The following is a 16,561-nucleotide window of genomic DNA, read 5'->3' on the forward strand; positions in this document are numbered from 1 at the left end:
TGCGGCGGGTGCTCGTCGTCGAGGACGACGTCACGATCGCCGCGTCGATCGCGGCCCGGCTGCGGGCCGAGGGGTTCACCGTGGACGTCGCCCACGACGGGCCGGGCGCGGTCGAAGCGGAAGCCGCGGCGGAGCCGGACCTGGTCGTGCTGGACGTCATGCTCCCGGGGTTCGACGGCCTGGAGGTCTGCCGCCGGATCCAGGGGCGGCGCCCGGTGCCGGTGCTCATGCTGACCGCGCGCGCCGACGAGACGGACATGCTGGTCGGGCTGGGCGTCGGCGCCGACGACTACCTCACGAAGCCGTTCTCCATGCGGGTGCTGACCGCCCGGGTGCACGCGCTGCTGCGGCGGGTCGAGCGGTCGGCGTCCGCCACGGGCACGCGGATCGTGCTGGGCGACCTCGAGATCGACGTCGACCAGCGGCGCGTCGCCCGGGCGGGGGTCGCGGCGCAGCTGACGCCGATCGAGTTCGACCTCCTGGTGCACTTCGCACGGCGGCCGCGGGCGGTGCAGCCGCGGGAACGGCTGCTGTCGGAGGTGTGGGACTGGGACGTCCACGGCACGTCCGCGGGCACCCGGGCGGTGGACAGCCACATCAAGGCGCTGCGGCGGAAGCTGGGCGCGGACCTCATCCGGACGGTGCACGGCGTCGGGTACGCGCTGGAGGCGGGATCGTGAAGGCTCTGCTGGTCAGGGTGGTCGAGCTGCTGCCACGGCCGCTGGACGGGATCCGGTCGATCAAGCTGAAGCTGGCGATCCTGATGGTCGCCTCCGGCGGGATCGCGTTCGCGTTCTTCAACTGGCAGATCGGCTGGCTGCCGCCCCGGACGACGATCACGGCGATGGTGCTGGCCCTGATGCTCTCGCAGGTGCTGGCCCACGGGATGACGCGGCCGCTGCGCGAGATGACGGCGGCGGCGCGGGCGATGGCGAAGGGCGACTACACGCGCCGCATCCGCGCGACGACCCACGACGAGGTGGGTTCGCTGGCGGAGGCGTTCAACCAGATGGCCGGCGACCTCGGCGACGCGGACCGGCAGCGCCGCGAGCTGGTGGCGAACGTGTCCCACGAGCTCCGGACGCCGATCACGGCGTTGAACGGGGTGCTGGAGAACCTGGTCGACGGCGTCGAGGACCCGGACCCGGCGACGTTGAAGACGGCGCTGCAGCAGACCGAGCGCCTGGCGACGCTGGTGGACGAGCTGCTCGACCTGTCGCGCCTCGACGCGGGGGCGATCCCGCTGCACAAGACCACCTTTCCGCTCGCTTCGTTGTTGACGGAGGCGGTCTCGGAAGCGGCGTTGGTGCGCGGGGTGACGTTCTCGGTGTCCGTTTCGCCGCCGGACGCTTCCGTGCTGGCGGACCGCGGCCGGCTGTTCCAGGTGGTGGCGAACCTGCTGGAGAACGCGGCCCGCCACGGCCCGGCGGGAGGCACGGTGCAGGTGCTCGCGGAGGTGCGGCCGGGCGAGCTGCGCATCGACGTCTGCGACGAGGGGCCGGGGATCGCACCGGCCGACCGCGTGCGGGTGTTCGAGCGGTTCACGCGGGGGGAGCGCCCGTCCGGCGGCGGGACAGGGCTGGGCCTGGCGATCGCGCGGTGGGCGGTGGAGCTGCACGGCGGGGCGATCGGGGTGGTGGAGCCGTCCGCGGGGGTCGGCAGCCGGATCCGGGTGACGCTGCCGACGGGGTAGTTCCCGGCCTGGTCGCGGGTGCCGTCCGCCGACCCGGTCGTGAGTGAGAAACAGTGTTCTAACGCTGTTTCTCACTCACGACTCCGGATATTCGCAAAAGCGAACACGAAAGCAGGCGAGATGCCGAAGAACAGGGTGGGTGAGCCCGGGCGGACGCGAGTGCCGCGGGGTAAGCGGTCAGCGGGGGTGACTTCCCCGGGATCCGGGCGGGGCGACCGGTTCGTCGCAGCAGGCTCTGCCCGGGCCGTGCTGGAGGCGGCTGGCGGTTCCTCTGAAACCGTGGCGGATGAAGCCCGGGCCGGTGGGGTCGCCGTTGCCGCGCCGCCGGTTTTGCTGCGGCAGGTTCCGCCGCCCAAGTCCGCCGTCGTTCCGCTGCCACCGGCCGTGCTGCCCGCCGCCCTGCTCGCCGGGGTGGCCGCGGCTCTCGTGCTGCCCGTCGACCGCCCCGGTGTCGGGTGGCTGCTCGCCGGGCTGGCCGTCGCCTTCGCCGTCTTCCTCGCCGATCGGCGGTCGCGGGACGACGGCGCCGGGTCGTTCACCTGGGGCAGCGCCGGGTGGGCCTTCCTCGCCCTCGCGCTGCTCGGGATGGGTGCCGTGCGGGCGTCCGGGTGGCTGTTCGCCCTCTGCGTGCTCGGCGCCTTCGTCTGCGGGTCGCTCGCCGTCGTGGGGAAGCGGACGATCAACTCCGTCTGCTACGACATGTTCGCCGTCCCGCTGGAGGCACTGCGCGCCGTTCCGTGGGCGGGTCGCGGCGTCGGGCGCTTCGCCGCCCGGCGCGACGGCGTCGCCCGGCGGATCGGGCTCGCCGTGCTCGCCACCGCGGCGCTCGTCGCCGTCTTCGTGCCGCTGCTCGCCAGTGCCGATGCCGCCTTCGCCGCCGTCGTCGACGCCGTCGTCCCCGATCTGAGCGTCGACGTCCTCGTGCGCTGGTGCTGCGTGTTCGCCGTCGTGGCGCTGCTGGTCGCCGGGGCTTGCTACTTCCTTGCCGCACCACCGCATCGCGCGGATGCGAATCGTCCATATCGGACGAAGTACGGTCTGGAGTGGACGGTCCCGCTCACCGTCCTCGTCCTGCTCTTCAGCGTGTTCGTCGGCGTCCGGCTGGTCGTGCTGTTCGGCGGCACCGGGTACGTCCTGCGCACCAGCGGCCTGACGTCGGCGGAGTACGCGCGCAGCGGCTTCTGGCAGCTGTGCGCGGTCACCGTGCTGACGCTGGCCATCGTCGCCGCGGCGCTGCGCTGGGCGCCGAACGTCACGAAGGCCGACCGCCTCCGCCAGCGTGTCCTGCTGGGTGCACTGAGCGCGTTGAGCCTGGTGCTCGCCGGGTCGGCGTTGAGTCGCATGTGGACGTACCAGGAGGCCTACGGCTTCACCGTCCTGCGGCTGCTGGTCGAGGTCTGCGAGCTGTGGTTCGGCGCGGTGTTCGTGCTGGTACTGGCATCGCTGGTCAAGCTCCGCTCGACGTGGCTGCCCCGCGCGGCGATCGCCACCGCGGCCGCGGCGCTGCTGGTGCTCGCCGTCCTCGACCCGGAACGCCTCATCGCCGACGCCAACCTCGACCGCGCGGCCGCCGGCAAGCCCCTGGACCACCGGTACCTGGCGGGATTCTCCACGGACGTGGTGCCGGTGGTGTCGGCCCGCCTGCCGGAACCGCTCCGGACGTGCGTGCTGCGCCAGATCCTCGCCGACGACACCCCCGACGGCTGGCCCGCCTGGAACTGGAGCCGGTCGAGCGCCCGCGACGTGACGCTCGGCACCTGCTGAACCGCCGACGCGTGCGGTGCGTGATTAGAAGCAATGCGCGGAAGCCACCGGGCCGTCGTGGGGGCGGCCCGGCGGCTTCCGCGCGCCCAACCGGTTTACTACGTTCGGGTGGTAACGCACTGTGTGCTCGCTCGCGGGCTTGGGTGTAGCGGATCTGCGACGGGGCGATGACCGACCTCGACGAATGCTTTACGCCGCCAGTTCGGCGATGACTGCCTCGATGAGCTGCGCGGAGTCCTGGTGGCTCAACGCCAGAGAAGACAAGGTCTCGATGGCTTTCCGGTAGTCGGCCACGTTGGGGTCGTCGTAGAGGTACCCGTTGCTGCGGTAGTGCTCCAGGTAGACGATCGGTGGCAGGTCGGCGTAGTCGAAGATGATGAATGGCCCGTAGTGGCCCGGGTGGTAGCCGATTCCATCCGGCACTATCCGCACCGAAACGTTGCGCAGCTGCATCCGCGAGCACAGGTAGCGGAGCTGCTCGGCCATCACGGCGGGGCCGCCGATGTTCTGGTGCAAGGCGGCTTCGCCGACCAAAAGCCGGCAGGGCAGGGGGTTTCGGCCGATCAGCATCTCGCGACGAGCGAGCCTGACCATCACCACGTTCTCGACGTGGGACCGAGGATGAGCTGTGCCGGCGAAGATGGCCCGGGTGTAGGCGGGTGTCTGCAGCATGCCGGGAACCAGAGCGGGACTCCAGCCGGCCATGCCGGCGGCTGCCTGCTCGTAGCTGACGTAGGTCGTCAGCATCGTGGGGCCGTCCAGGACGGCCTGATGGAGCCAGTTGGGATCGTTGGCGTAGCGGGCGAGGTTGAAGAGCCGCGCGCGTTCGGCGGGGCCGACCCGGAGCGCGCCGAGGATCATCGCCAGCTCTTCGATCTTCGGTACCCGCCTGCCGTTCTCCCAGTTCGAGATGTTCTGGGGAAGCAAGTCGGTCAACCGGCCGAGCTCCCTCACTTTGAGGTTGCGGGCCAGCCTGGCTTTCTTCATGCCGAAGCCCAGGGCGCGGGCCCGGGGCGTGGCGAACGGTGGTGGCATGGGGCACAGCCTGCCCAGGAGCAGGCCGTGCCCGGTCGGGCGATCCGTGTTCGTTGTAGCGGAACGGCGTCAGAACGCGAAGACGTCGTTCGAGTCGCGGTCCGCTTCGCAGTGGTTCGGGTACGTCGCCCGGAACGAGACCGGCTTGCCGTGCCAGGTGCCGACCGCCGTGACGTCCACGGGGGCGTAGATCAGCGTGCACATCTGGTGCCGCGCCGTGATCCGGGAGAAGTCGCCGTTCACGCCGTCGAGCACTTCGCACGCCTTCTCGCGCTTCGGGTGCGTGCCGCCCGTCGGGTCGCACGTCAGCACCACCGAACCGATGCGGTTGGCGGTGTCGTGGCTGGTCAGCTGCAACGTCGACGCCGGCGGGTGCGCGGGCGCGAGACAGCTCAAGCTCATCAGGCAGGCTGCGAGGGGGAGTAGGGCCATATCGGTTCCATCGGCAGTCCGAGGGCGATCACTGTGCTGCACGTCCGGGTGAGTCTTCTTCGCTCGACCGAGTGAGGTCCCAGGCCAGCAAGGCCACGTAGAGCGAGAGCATCGACTCCGGGTCTTCCAGCCGGACGCCGAGGACCTGCTCGATGCGGGCGAGCTGCTGGTAGTACGCGGTCCGCGAGGTGTGCGCCGCCGCGGCCGCCGCCGACTTGTTGCCGCCCTGCTCGCAGTAGTGCCGCAGCGCTTGGACCAGCCGGCTGCCGGAAGCCGCGTCGCGCTGCAGCAACGGCCCCAGCTCCCGCACGGCGAACGCCGTCACGCGCTCGTCGCCCGCCAGCAGGTGCAGCAGGCCGCGCAGGCGGACGTCCGACAGGCGGTGCAGCACGCGCTCGGCGCCGATCCCCAACGCGGCCGCCGCGACCTGGCCGGCCTCCAGGAGCGTCCGGCCCGCTTCGGCGGGCGACGAGACCGTCGTGCCGACCGCGAGCACGCCCGGCGCGCTGCCCCGGGCCTCGTGGACGTCGGTGGCGAGCCGCTGCAGCACGGTGTCGGCGTTCGCTTCCGGCGACAGCGCGATCAGCGCCCGCACCCCCAGCTCGTCCGTCGCCACCAGCGCCGACACCTTCGCGCGGCGCGCCGCCAGGACCGTCGCCTCGGCCAGTTCGCGCAGCACCGGGGGCGTGGAAAGCGAGGGCCGCCCGGTGACGGCCAGCCGCGGCCGGGCCGCCAGCCCGACCAGCTGCCGTCCGGTGAGCGGCACGGCCAGCGCCGAGGCGCGCGCCAGCAGCTCCGCCGTCGGCGCAGGCGACGCGAGCAGCTCGTTCAGCACGGCCCGGTGGGCCTGCCGCTCCAGGCCGTCCGAATCCTTGGCGACCAGCCGGTGCACGGCCAGCGCCGACGCGGCCCGCTCGGCGACCACCCGGTGGCGGTGCGGCGGCTGGTCGGCGCAGACGACGACCAGCCGTCCCCAGTCGTGCCCGCGCGCGCCCACGACGGTCACCAGCCAGCCCGAACCGGGGTGGTAGCCGGTCCGCTCGCCGAGCTGGACCACCCGCGACCGCGCCGGCCAGCCGGTGAGCAGCTCGGCGGGGTCGGTGCCGGCGGCGTCGTAGGCGAGCAGCTCGTGCGACAGCGTCTCGAGCACCACCGGCTGTTCGGTGAGCCGGGCGACTTCGCCCAGGACGACGCCGGGTTCGGCACCCGCGACCGTCAGGGCGGTGAACGTTTCGTGCACGCGCTCGGCGGCGCGCAGCTCGGCGACCTGGGCGTCGACGATCTGGCCGTTGACCGCCTCGGTGACGCTCACGTACCGGGTCTCGCGCGAGAGCGTCACCAGGGGCAGGCCGTGCTTCTCGGCCGCGTCGACCAGCGCGGCCGGCAGCTTGTCGCTCCAGTGCCGGACCAGCTCGATCACCAGGCCCGCGGCGCCGACCCCGGCCAGGTCGGCGACATACCGGGCGAGCGCCGGGCCGTCGTCGGGCAGTGCGACGCCGGTGGTCAGCACCAGCTCGCCGCCGCGCAGCAGGTGCGCGATGTCGGCGACCTCGGCGACGTGCGCCCAGCGCACCGGGGCGTCGAGCCCGGCGACGCCGGCGACGACGTGCGGACGGCCCTGGCGCAGCACCGGCAGCGCGAGCACCTCGGCGACGGTCGGGTACATGGCTCCTCGCGTGTTGCCAATCCGAGCAAAAGCAGGCCGACCCCGAGCGGCACGCAACCGGAGGTACGAAGTCATTCGGCCGTGACTGTGGTCGGATTGGCAACCATCGGCACGGTATCGGCAGGGACAGACTGTACGGCCGGGACGGTGAGTCCGTACACGTTGTCGATGGCGTCGGTGTGGCGCCCGCCCGGAGACTCTGGGTGATGTCCCCGAGCGAAGGAGCGCGCGCCGTGACCGACCGCATCAGCCACTGGATCGACGGCAAGCCGTTCACCGGGACCGCCGAGCGCTCGGGCGAGGTGTTCGACCCCGCGACCGGGCAGGTCCGGGCGCACGTCGACTTCGCCGGTGACGCCGAGGTCGAAGCCGCCGTCGCCGCGGCCAAGGCGGCGCTGCCGGGCTGGCGCGGGACGTCCCTGGCCGGCCGGACGCGGGTGCTGTTCGCCTTCCGCGAGCTTCTGGCCGCGCGCAAGCACGAGCTGGCGAAGATCGTCACGAGCGAGCACGGCAAGGTCGAGTCCGACGCCGCGGGCGAGGTCGCGCGGGCGATCGAGAACGTCGAGTTCGCCTGCGGCGCGGCTCAGCTGCTGAAGGGCGGCTTCAGCGAGAACGCGTCCACCGGTGTCGACGTCTACTCGATCGCGCAGCCGCTCGGCGTGGTCGGGGTGATCTCGCCGTTCAACTTCCCGGCGATGGTGCCGCTGTGGTTCGTCCCGAACGCACTCGCCTGCGGGAACACCGTCGTGCTCAAGCCGAGCGAGAAGGACCCGTCGGCGGCGGTGTTCATCGCGGAGCTGTTCGCCGAGGCCGGGCTGCCCGCGGGCGCGCTGAACGTGCTGCACGGCGACAAGGCGGCGGTGGACGGGCTCCTCACGCATGCCGACGTCAAGGCGATCTCGTTCGTCGGGTCGACGCCGATCGCGCGCTACGTCTACGAAACCGGCACCCGGCACGGCAAGCGCGTGCAGGCACTCGGCGGCGCGAAGAACCACATGGTCGTCCTGCCGGACGCGGACCTCGACCTGGCCGCTGACGCGGCGGTGTCGGCCGGGTTCGGCTCGGCGGGCGAGCGCTGCATGGCGGTGTCGGTGGTCGTCGCGGTCGACCCGGTCGGCGACGCGCTGGTGGCGAAGATCACCGAGCGGATGGCCCGGCTGCGCGTCGGCGACGGCCGCGAGCCGTCGTCCGAGATGGGTCCCCTGGTGACGGCGGCCCACCACGCGCGGGTCGCGTCCTATGTGGACGCCGGGGTGACCGAGGGCGCGTCCTTGGTGGTGGACGGGCGCGGGATCGAGGTTTCCGGTGCCCCGGACGGGTTCTGGCTGGGCCCGACGCTGTTCGACCACGTCCGCCCGGAGATGTCGGTCTACACGGACGAGATCTTCGGCCCGGTGCTGTCGGTGGCGCGCACGGCTTCCTACGACGACGCGCTGGAGCTGATCAACGCCAACCCGTACGGCAACGGCGTGGCGATCTTCACCGGCGACGGGTCGTCGGCGCGGCGGTTCCAGAACGAGGTCGAGGTCGGGATGGTCGGGGTGAACGTGCCGATCCCGGTGCCGGTGGGGTACTACTCCTTCGGCGGCTGGAAGGACTCGCTGTTCGGGGACAGCCACGCTTACGGGCCGGAGGGCTTCCACTTCTTCACGCGGACGAAGGTCGTGACGTCGCGGTGGCCCGACCGGTCGCACGCCGGGGTGAACCTGGGCTTCCCGCGCAACTCCTGAAGCCGGCCGACGCCTTCGCCGCGGTCGGTGCTACGCCGGCAGGACGTTGATCAGCAGCTTCGTGCGCGGAGCGATCAGCACGGTGTTGACCCGGTCCGGCCGGATCCGCTCGCGCAGCTTCCGCTCCAGCGGGTAGGTCCGGCCGCCGGCGCGGAGGCTGAACGTTTCGACGCTCTTGTACCCCTCCGGGCTGCGGTGCAGGCCGATCGGATACTGGTCGGTGAGGCGTTCGCGGTCGAAGTCGTGGGTCCAGCCCGTGACCGCGACCAGCCGGCCGTCGAAGGCGTCGGCGAGCCGCCGCCAGCAGACGAACGCGAACCAGCCGGTGATCGCCAAGAGCGGGACGACGGTGCCCAGCACTTCGCCGGCGGTCGCCGCCACGGTGGCGATACCCACCGTCGCCACGAGCGCGGCGAGCCCCACCACCGCGGCGAACCAGAAGGTGAGGTCGAGCAGCTTGCCGCGCTGCGCGGGGTGGAGCCGGCCGCCGCGGTTGGCCAGCTCCACCTCGGCCTGCTCGATCACTCGCCCTCGCCTTCGGGGTGGTCCTTCTCGTAGGCCTCGGTCGCCTCGTGGTACCGGTCGTACTGCTCGTTCTCCTGGCGGCGGCCCTCGGTCGCCACGCCGACCGTGTCGGCGGTGTTCCAGCGCACCTTCTCGTCCGGGTCGAGGACCTTGTGCTGGTTCAGCACGCTGCGGCCGTCCTCGGAGTACTTGTCGCCGAGGCCTTCGACCTTCTCGCGGCCCGGGACGCGTTCCTTGGCGGCGTCGCTCCACCCCTTCGCCGTGTCCTCGGCGGACTTCGCCTCCTTGCCCGCCTGCTTGAGCTCGTTGGCCTTGCGCTCGATGTTCGCGGCCGTGTCGACGCTCTTGTCCACGAGCTTGTCGACGCCCTTGCCCACCTTCTTCAGCGCGTTCGCCGCGCCTTCGAGGGCCGCCTTCGACTTGCCCGCGCCCTTCGCCAGGCTCTCGAGCTTCTCGACGACCTTCGTGATGCGCGTGCTGATCTTCTCGGCGAGCACGCCGCCCTCGACGACCGAGTCGGCGATGAACGCCGCGATCGTGCCGCCGAAGGTGCACCAGGACGCGGCCAGCGCGGCCAGGGCCTTGATGATCAGCTCGCCGACGAACGACGAGATCATGTCGCGGATCAGCCCGCGCTCGGTGCCGACCAGCGCCGCGCCGACGTTCATGGCCGTCGACGCGTCCCCGGCGTGCGACGCCGCGCCGCGCAGGACGCCGACGTAGCTTTCGGCCGTTCGCTGGTAGGCCTCGGCGGACCCGCAGTCGCTGAAGGACTGCTGGACCTTCTTCGCCTGCTGCTCGTAGCTCTCGGCCGTCTCGGTGAGCTGCTTGGAGATGTTCGTCCAGGTCACGGCCTTGGCGGTGACGGCTTCGGGCTTGCCGGCGAGCTTGTCCAGGCCGTCCTTGAGGAAGCTGATGTGCTCGATCAGCCAGCCGACCCCGGCACTCGCCAGCGTGCCGAGCGGGTCCATCGCCGCGCCGAGCAGGTCGAGGGCGTCGGTGCCGACGTCCATCGCGAGGTTGCCCCAGTCGCCGTTGCGCGCGTCGGTGAGCGTCGACGCGGCGTCGCTGAAGATGCCGGCGCCGCTCGTCTGGGCGTTGACGTTGTCGAGCTCACCCTTCGAGCCGTCACCCATGCCGGTGGTGAAGCCGCCCGGCGACTCGGCCGTCGCGACCAGCGGGTTCTCCTGCGTCTCGGTCATGCCGGGAGCTCCTTGCCGATGCCCTCGATCAGGCACTTCGTCTTCTCTTCGTGGTCGCGGAACGCCGTGTGCGCGGTCTTCACCCGGTCCGCGACGTCGTGGCCGGCCTCGACCGCCGCGCTCAGGAAGCTGTCGGCGGTGTCCACCCAGCCCTGGATCGGCACCGCGAACACCTGCCCGACCAGCCCGAACGCGTCGAAGTCGAGCGCGCCGGCGGTGCCGGCGGCGTCGACCGCCTGCTGCACCCGGTCGGCGATCTCGCGGATCTCGCCCTCGTGCCCGCCGAGGACGTCGAAGTCGACCTTCATCGCTTCGCCCGCCATCACAGCCCCCTGCGCAGGATCGGGCCGCCGAAGTCGTCGTCGTCTTCCGGGCGCGGCGGCCGGGCCGGGCGCGCGGGCGGTGGTGGCGGGGTTTCCCGTTGCGTTTCGGTGAATTCCCAGCGCGGCGGCGCCGTCTCTTCCTCCGGCAGCTCAGGCGCGGGGATCTGTTCCTGAAGGAATTTCATGGCGTCGCTGTCGGCGCCGATCACCGGCGCCATGACCGCGGTCAGCTGCTGGGCGGCGTCGACCTGCGCACGCTTGGCGGTCGCCAGGACGGCCTGGGCGAGCCGGGCGCGCGGCAGCTCGTCCGCGCGCGGGCCGAAGGTGAGTTCCTGCAGCGCACCGCTGGTGTTGACGGTGACCGTGACGGCTCCGTCGGCGCTCGTGGCGGTCGCCGAGACGCGCTCGAGCCGGGCTTTCGCCTCGGCGGCCCGCCGGGCGATATCGGGCATTCCGGCCGAAGCGGGTTCAATTCGGTTCACGGCGACCTCGGAGTCGGGGAAGGGCATGTGGATCAGAGGCAGCAAACCGCTTTTCGGTTCCCCCTTCAAGCCGGAAATCCCTTTCGAGGAAAGCGCATGGCAATTCCTTTGCCCATTCTTTACCTGTCCTGCGGGCCGGACACCCCGGCCTCGGTGGGCGGGGTTGAGCACGACTCGCTCAGGCTTCCGTAAACTCAAGCTGAGCAGCGAGCGAGGTAGGTGAGGAACCGGTGGCCAACGCGGACGAGCGCCGCTTCGACGTGCTGCGGGCGATCGTGGCCGACTACGTCGCCAACCAGGAGCCCGTCGGCTCCAAGGCGATCGTCGAGCGGCACAACCTCGGCGTGTCCAGTGCCACCGTGCGCAACGACATGGCGACCCTCGAAGAAGAGGGCTACATCACCCAGCCGCACACCAGCGCCGGCCGCGTGCCGACCGACAAGGGCTACCGGCTCTTCGTCGACCGGCTCTCCGAGATCAAGCCGCTGAGCGCCGCCGAACGCCGGGCGATCACCACCTTCCTCGACAGCGGCACCGACCTCGACGACGTCCTGCGCCGGTCGGTCCGGCTGCTCGCGCAGCTGACCCGGCAGGTCGCCGTCGTCCAGTACCCGATGCTGACCAACGCCAAGGTGCGCCACCTCGAAGTCGTGCCGCTCACCCCGGCGCGGCTGATGCTGGTGCTGATCGCCGACAACGGGCGCGTCGACCAGCGCACGGTCGACCTCGGCGACGTCGTCACCGAAGAAGACGTCAGCCGGCTCCGCACCGTCCTCAACGCGGCCATGGCCGGACGCCGGCTCAACGAGGCCGCGGCGCGGGTCGCCGAGCTGCCCGACAAGTCACCCGGCGAGCTGCGCGACGCGCTCATCCGCGTCACGACGGTCCTGGTCGAGTCGCTGGCCGAACACCCGGAAGAACGCCTGGTCCTCGGCGGTACGGCCAACCTCACCCGCAACGTCGCCGACTTCCCCGGCTCACTGCGCCAGGTCCTCGAAGCCCTCGAGGAACAGGTCGTCGTGCTCAAGCTGCTGGCCGCCGCGCGCAACCCCGGTGCGATCACGGTGCGCATCGGTGAGGAAAATGAAGACGAGCAGATGCGCAGCACCTCGGTCGTCTCCATCGGGTACGGCCAGGACATGGTGCTCGGCGGCATGGGGGTGGTCGGCCCGACCCGGATGGACTACCCCGGCACGATCGCCGCGGTGCGCGCGGTCGCCAACTACGTGGGGCAGATCCTGCACGGCCGCTGAGCCGGGCAGAGCAGAAGGAGAAGCGAAGACGGTGGCGAGGGACTACTACGGCATCCTCGGGGTGGCCAAGAACGCGAGCGATCAGGAGATCAAGCGCGCGTACCGGAAGCTGGCCAGGGAGCTGCACCCCGACGTCAACCCGTCGGAAGACGCGCAGCACAAGTTCGGCGAGGTGACGACCGCCTACGAGGTGCTGTCCGACCCGCAGAAGCGCAAGATCGTCGACCTCGGCGGCGACCCGATGGACGGCGGCGCGCGCGGCGGGGGCGGCGGCGACCCGTTCGCCGGGTTCGGCGGCCTCGGCGACATCATGGACGCCTTCTTCGGCGCGGCCGGTGGTGGCGGCGGCGGGCGCGGCCGCGGGCCCCGCAGCCGCGTCCAACCCGGCTCCGACGCCCTCATCCGGCTCGGCCTGTCCCTCGAGGAGTGCGCCACCGGGGTCGACAAGGAGATCGCCGTCGACACCGCGATCGTCTGCGACCTCTGCCGCGGCGCCGGCACCAGCGAGGGCACCTCGGTCAAGACCTGCGACACCTGCGGCGGCGCCGGCGAGGTCCAGTCCGTCCAGCGGTCATTCCTCGGCCAGGTCGTCACGGCCCGCCCGTGCCCGGTCTGCCGCGGCTTCGGCGAGGTCATCCCCGACCCCTGCCGCCAGTGCGGCGGCGACGGCCGCATCCGCGCCCGCCGCAACGTCACCGCCAAGATCCCGCCGGGCGTCGGCGACGGCATGCGCATCCGGCTGTCCGGCCAGGGCGAGGTCGGCCCCGGCGGCGGCCCGGCCGGCGACCTCTACGTCGAGATCGACGAGACCCCGCACGAGGTCTTCGTCCGCCAGGGCCACGACCTGCACTGCAACTTCCGCATCCCGATGACCACCGCCGCCCTCGGCGCCACGGTGCCCATCGCGACGCTGGTCGACGGCGACTACGAGCTCGACGTCGAACCCGGCACCCAGCCCAACGCCGAACTCGTCCTCACCGGCAAGGGCATGCCCCGCCTGCGGTCCTCCGGCCGCGTCGACGGCCGCGGCGACCTCCACGTCCACATCGACGTCGTGGTCCCGACGAAGCTCGACGAAGCCCAGCGCGAGCTCCTCGTCGAACTCGCCCAGCAGCGCGGCGAGGAAGTCCCCACCCTGGCGTCCAACGGCACCAAGCACGGCGGGCTGTTCGGCAAGCTCCGCACGAAGAACCACCGCTGACCCGTGCCCGACACCACGCTGCCGGTCTTCCTCGCCGCCTCCGTGCCCGCTTCGGGGCGCGCGACCCTCGACGGCGAGGAAGCCCGGCACGCGGCCACCGTCCGCCGCCTGCGCGCGGGGGAGCGGCTGGTGCTCTCCGACGGCGCGGGCACCATGGCCCGCTGCGTCGTCGAAGCCGTCCAGCCCGGCCGCGACGCCGCGTTGACACTGTCGGTCGAGGAGAGCTGGACCGAGGAACCACCCGCCCTGCGCGTCGTCCTCGCCCAAGCCCTCGCCAAGGGCGACCGCGGCGAACTCGCGGTCGAGCTCGCCACCGAAGCCGGCATCGACGCGATCGTCCCCTGGCGAGCCGCCCGCAGCGTCGCCAAGTGGGAGGACGGCGGCCGCGGCGACAAAGCCCTCGCCCGCTGGCGCGCCACCGCCCGATCCGCCGCCAAGCAAGCCCGGCGCGCCCACGTCCCCGACGTCACCGAACCCGTCACCACCGGCGAGCTGGCCGAGCTCGCGGCCACGATGTCCCTCGCGATCGTGCTCGAATCCGACGTCCCCGACCGCCTCACCGACCTCCGGCTCCCCGACACCGGCGACCTCCTCCTCGTCGTCGGCCCCGAAGGCGGCATCACCGACGACGAACTCCACAAGCTGCGGGAAGCCGGCGCGCGAGCCGTCCGCCTGGGCACCACAGTGCTCCGCACCTCCACCGCCGCGGCCGTCGCCCTCGGCGCGCTCGGCGCCCTCACCACCCGCTGGCGGTGAGAAGATCACCGGAAAAAAGACCCCCGATTTTGCGCCCAGTTATGGCGCGATCACACTCCGACCCGTTACTCTCGTTTACTAACGCGCCACACACCGTTTCGGGCCGGCGCGCCACTGGGAAAGCACAGACCCCGCCGGGCACCTCCCCCCTCGGTCCGGCGGCCGCCGCGGTGGCGGTAGATCGACCCCCAGGGTCTACCGCTCCGCGGCCCCCTTCCTCGCTTCGCTTCGGTCGTGGGCCGCTTTGCGTTCGTTGTGTTCTCTGGGGGTCAAACCCCCAGACCCCCAGCCGGGGGCGAGCCCCCGGACCCCCCGCGGCTGCCGCTCGGTGTCTGTCTGGTGGGGCGGCTTGCTGTCGCTAGGGTGTTGGTCATGAGTGAGGATGAGACTCTCTTCGAGCGGATCGTTGCTGGGGAGATCCCTGCTGACGTCGTGTACCAGGATGACTTGACCTTTGCGTTTCGGGATATTCGGCCTCAGGCGAAGGTTCATGTGCTTGTTGTGCCACGGAAGCGGTATCGGAACCTGGGGGAGCTTGCTGCCGGTGATCCGGGGTTGCTTGCCGCTGTTGCCCTTGCCGCTCGTAAGGTTGCTGAGCTTGAGGGTGTTCTCGAGTCGGGGTACCGGGTTGTCTTCAACAGCGGCTCCGATGCCGGGCAGACCGTCTTCCATGTTCATGCCCATGTTCTCGGGGGTGAGCCTCTGGGGCTCTTCGGGGCTCCTGAGCAGGACTAGGCGAAACCCGTCTGCGTTCCGTCGGTGGGTGCCAGTAGCATCGGTGGGGTCCGTTCTCCCTCACCGAGAAAGCAGGCCTGAGGCCACGTGGCCGGAACCGTACCGGGTGGAGCCGCCCGTCCCGACGTCCCCGGGGACGTCGCCAAGACCGAGGATGCCTCCGCTCAGGCTGCGCAGTCCCGGTTCCCCATTCCCGACGCCGCCGCCCTCAGCCTGCTCGGCTCCCGCGACGAGAACCTGCGTGTCGCCGAGGAGCTTCTCGCCGCGGACGTGCACGTGCGCGGCAACGAAGTCACCCTGACCGGCACCCCCGCCGACGTCGCGTTCGCCGAACGCGTCTTCGCCGAGCTCGTCCAGCTCGCGACCGGCGGCCAGCAGGTCGGGCCCGACACCGTCCGCCGCACCGTCGGCATGCTCTCCACCGGGGACGCCTCGCCCGCCGAGGTGCTCAGCCTCAACATCGTCTCCCGCCGCGGCAAGACCATCCGGCCCAAGACGCTCAACCAGAAGCGCTACGTCGACGCCATCGACAAGCACACCGTCGTCTTCGGCATCGGCCCCGCCGGCACCGGCAAGACCTACCTCGCCATGGCGAAAGCCGTCCAGGCCCTCCAGGCCAAGCAGGTCACCCGCATCGTGCTGACCCGCCCCGCCGTCGAAGCCGGCGAGCGCCTCGGCTACCTCCCCGGCACGCTCAACGAGAAGATCGACCCGTACCTGCGGCCCCTCTACGACGCGCTGCACGACATGGTCGAGCCCGAGTCCATCCCGCGGCTCATGCAGGCAGGCACCATCGAGATCGCGCCCCTCGCATACATGCGCGGCCGTGCGCAGCCTGTCGGCACGCCGGTGCTGACACCGGACGGCTTCCGGCCGATCGGCGACCTCCAGGTCGGCGACCTGGTCGTCGGGTCGAACGGCGAGCCGACGCCCGTCCTCGGCGTGTACCCGCAGGGCGAGAAGGACATCTACCGCGTCACCGCGAGCGACGGGTCTTCGACACTGTGCTGCGGCGAACACCTCTGGACGGTCCGGACGGCTTCCGACAAGCGCCGCAACAAGCCGTGGCGCGTCCTCGAGACCAAGGAAATGATCGGCAAGCTCCGGGCCGCCCACGCGCGCCGCTACGAGCTGCCGATGCTGACCGCCCCCGTGTGCCACCCCGAGCGTGAGGTCCCGATGGATCCCTACGCTCTGGGGCTCCTGCTCGGCGACGGCTGCCTGACCGGCTCCACGACCCCCGCTTTCGCGACCGATGATCCGGAACTGGCCGTCGCCCTCGAAATGGCGCTGCCCGGTGTGTCCGTGCGGCACAAGGGCGGGGTCGACTACGCCTTGAACCGCGTCCGCGAACCGGGTGACGTCATCACCCTGGAGAACCCGGTCACCGGTGTGCTGCGCGCGCTGGACCTGATCGGGACCCGTTCGCACACCAAGTTCGTGCCGGAGGTCTACCTCCAGAACTCCGCGGACGTCCGGCTCGCGGTCCTGCAGGGACTCCTCGACTCGGACGGCGGGCCGGTCACGCAGGTCGCCCGCACCTGCCGCATTCAGTACGTCACGACGTCGCCGCGGCTGAAGGACGACGTCATCCGCCTGGTGCAGTCGCTCGGCGGGGTCGCCTACACCCGGCGTCGCCTCGCGCTCGGCCGCAAGCCGGGCCGGGCCAACGGGCGCGACGTCGGCTATCGGCACGACGCGCACGTCGTCGAAATCCGGCTTCCCGCGGACATCGAGCCGTTCCGCCTGACCCGCAAGCGGCTG

15 protein-coding genes and 2 pseudogenes are annotated in these 16,561 nt (G+C 71.5%); 10 read left to right on the forward strand and 7 right to left on the reverse strand.

What is annotated here, in order from left to right; translation table 11 throughout:
- The first annotated feature begins 8 nt into the window (after nt 1-8).
- The 3 genes from OG738_RS24370 (at nt 9) to OG738_RS24380 (ending at nt 3,457) form a co-directional block, all read left to right on the forward strand.
- The gene (locus tag OG738_RS24370) at nt 9-680 is read left to right on the forward strand and encodes a response regulator transcription factor (RefSeq protein ID WP_329056821.1); all 672 of its coding nucleotides are present in this window, start codon (nt 9-11) and stop codon (nt 678-680) included.
- On the forward strand, nt 677-1,693 hold the full coding sequence (locus tag OG738_RS24375) for a sensor histidine kinase (protein WP_329044340.1): 1,017 nt from the start codon (nt 677-679) through the stop codon (nt 1,691-1,693). Before OG738_RS24370 ends, OG738_RS24375 begins: the two co-directional genes overlap by 4 nt.
- 120 nt (nt 1,694-1,813) lie before the next feature.
- Nucleotides 1,814-3,457 carry a DUF4153 domain-containing protein gene (locus OG738_RS24380; RefSeq protein ID WP_442875807.1) on the forward strand — a complete coding sequence of 548 codons (1,644 nt, stop codon included), beginning with the start codon at nt 1,814-1,816 and terminating at the stop codon, nt 3,455-3,457.
- Between the two features lie 189 nt (nt 3,458-3,646).
- Here OG738_RS24380 and OG738_RS24385 read toward each other — a convergent pair whose 3' ends face one another.
- From OG738_RS24385 to OG738_RS24395, 3 genes are all read right to left on the reverse strand, one after another.
- Complete coding sequence (locus tag OG738_RS24385; protein ID WP_329044343.1) at nt 3,647-4,492, reverse strand: helix-turn-helix domain-containing protein; 846 nt, start codon at nt 4,490-4,492, stop codon at nt 3,647-3,649.
- A gap of 69 nt (nt 4,493-4,561) precedes the next feature.
- Nucleotides 4,562-4,894: an SSI family serine proteinase inhibitor gene (locus OG738_RS24390; RefSeq protein ID WP_329044344.1), complete on the reverse strand. Its 333-nt coding sequence runs from the start codon at nt 4,892-4,894 to the stop codon at nt 4,562-4,564.
- A 58-nt stretch (nt 4,895-4,952) separates the two neighbouring features.
- Nucleotides 4,953-6,590 (reverse strand): PucR family transcriptional regulator, encoded by a 1,638-nt coding sequence (locus OG738_RS24395; protein WP_329044345.1) that lies wholly within the window; start codon nt 6,588-6,590, stop codon nt 4,953-4,955.
- A gap of 233 nt (nt 6,591-6,823) precedes the next feature.
- Between OG738_RS24395 and OG738_RS24400 the strand changes: the two genes are divergently transcribed.
- Entirely contained in the window at nt 6,824-8,320 is a 1,497-nt protein-coding gene (locus OG738_RS24400) for a CoA-acylating methylmalonate-semialdehyde dehydrogenase (protein ID WP_329044346.1), read from the forward strand.
- A gap of 30 nt (nt 8,321-8,350) precedes the next feature.
- On the opposite strand, the gene OG738_RS24405 is transcribed toward OG738_RS24400, so the two are convergent.
- The 4 genes from OG738_RS24405 to OG738_RS24420 are packed head-to-tail and all read right to left on the reverse strand — an operon-like array spanning nt 8,351 to nt 10,921.
- Nucleotides 8,351-8,845 carry a hypothetical protein gene (locus OG738_RS24405; protein ID WP_329044347.1) on the reverse strand — a complete coding sequence of 165 codons (495 nt, stop codon included), beginning with the start codon at nt 8,843-8,845 and terminating at the stop codon, nt 8,351-8,353.
- Entirely contained in the window at nt 8,842-10,047 is a 1,206-nt protein-coding gene (locus OG738_RS24410) for a hypothetical protein (RefSeq protein ID WP_329044348.1), read from the reverse strand. The genes OG738_RS24405 and OG738_RS24410 overlap by 4 nt, the downstream gene beginning before the upstream one ends.
- A complete protein-coding gene (locus OG738_RS24415; protein ID WP_329044349.1) occupies nt 10,044-10,370 on the reverse strand; it encodes a type VII secretion target in 327 nt (108 codons plus the stop codon). The genes OG738_RS24410 and OG738_RS24415 overlap by 4 nt, the downstream gene beginning before the upstream one ends.
- Nucleotides 10,370-10,921 (reverse strand): YbaB/EbfC family nucleoid-associated protein, encoded by a 552-nt coding sequence (locus OG738_RS24420; RefSeq protein ID WP_329044351.1) that lies wholly within the window; start codon nt 10,919-10,921, stop codon nt 10,370-10,372. Before OG738_RS24420 ends, OG738_RS24415 begins: the two co-directional genes overlap by 1 nt.
- Before the next feature lie 161 nt (nt 10,922-11,082).
- Here OG738_RS24420 and hrcA point away from each other — a divergent pair, with 161 nt between their 5' ends.
- The 6 genes and pseudogenes from hrcA to OG738_RS24450 form a co-directional block, all read left to right on the forward strand.
- Nucleotides 11,083-12,105, forward strand: a complete 1,023-nt coding sequence (gene hrcA / locus OG738_RS24425) for a heat-inducible transcriptional repressor HrcA (protein WP_329044353.1) — start codon at nt 11,083-11,085, stop codon at nt 12,103-12,105.
- Nucleotides 12,106-12,136: 31 nt separating this feature from the next.
- A complete protein-coding gene (gene dnaJ, locus OG738_RS24430) occupies nt 12,137-13,306 on the forward strand; it encodes a molecular chaperone DnaJ (protein ID WP_329044355.1) in 1,170 nt (389 codons plus the stop codon).
- Between the two features lie 3 nt (nt 13,307-13,309).
- Nucleotides 13,310-14,062: a 16S rRNA (uracil(1498)-N(3))-methyltransferase gene (locus OG738_RS24435; protein WP_329044357.1), complete on the forward strand. Its 753-nt coding sequence runs from the start codon at nt 13,310-13,312 to the stop codon at nt 14,060-14,062.
- Between the two features lie 372 nt (nt 14,063-14,434).
- The gene (locus OG738_RS24440) at nt 14,435-14,797 is read left to right on the forward strand and encodes a histidine triad nucleotide-binding protein (protein ID WP_329044358.1); all 363 of its coding nucleotides are present in this window, start codon (nt 14,435-14,437) and stop codon (nt 14,795-14,797) included.
- Nucleotides 14,798-14,884: 87 nt separating this feature from the next.
- A pseudogene (locus OG738_RS24445) lies at nt 14,885-15,625 on the forward strand (PhoH family protein); the annotation flags it as partial.
- 456 nt (nt 15,626-16,081) lie between these two features.
- Nucleotides 16,082-16,438: pseudogene (locus OG738_RS24450) on the forward strand (LAGLIDADG family homing endonuclease); the annotation flags it as partial.
- Between the last annotated feature and the right edge of the window lie 123 nt (nt 16,439-16,561).

This window comes from Amycolatopsis sp. NBC_01488, from assembly GCF_036227105.1.
Classification (GTDB): domain Bacteria; phylum Actinomycetota; class Actinomycetes; order Mycobacteriales; family Pseudonocardiaceae; genus Amycolatopsis.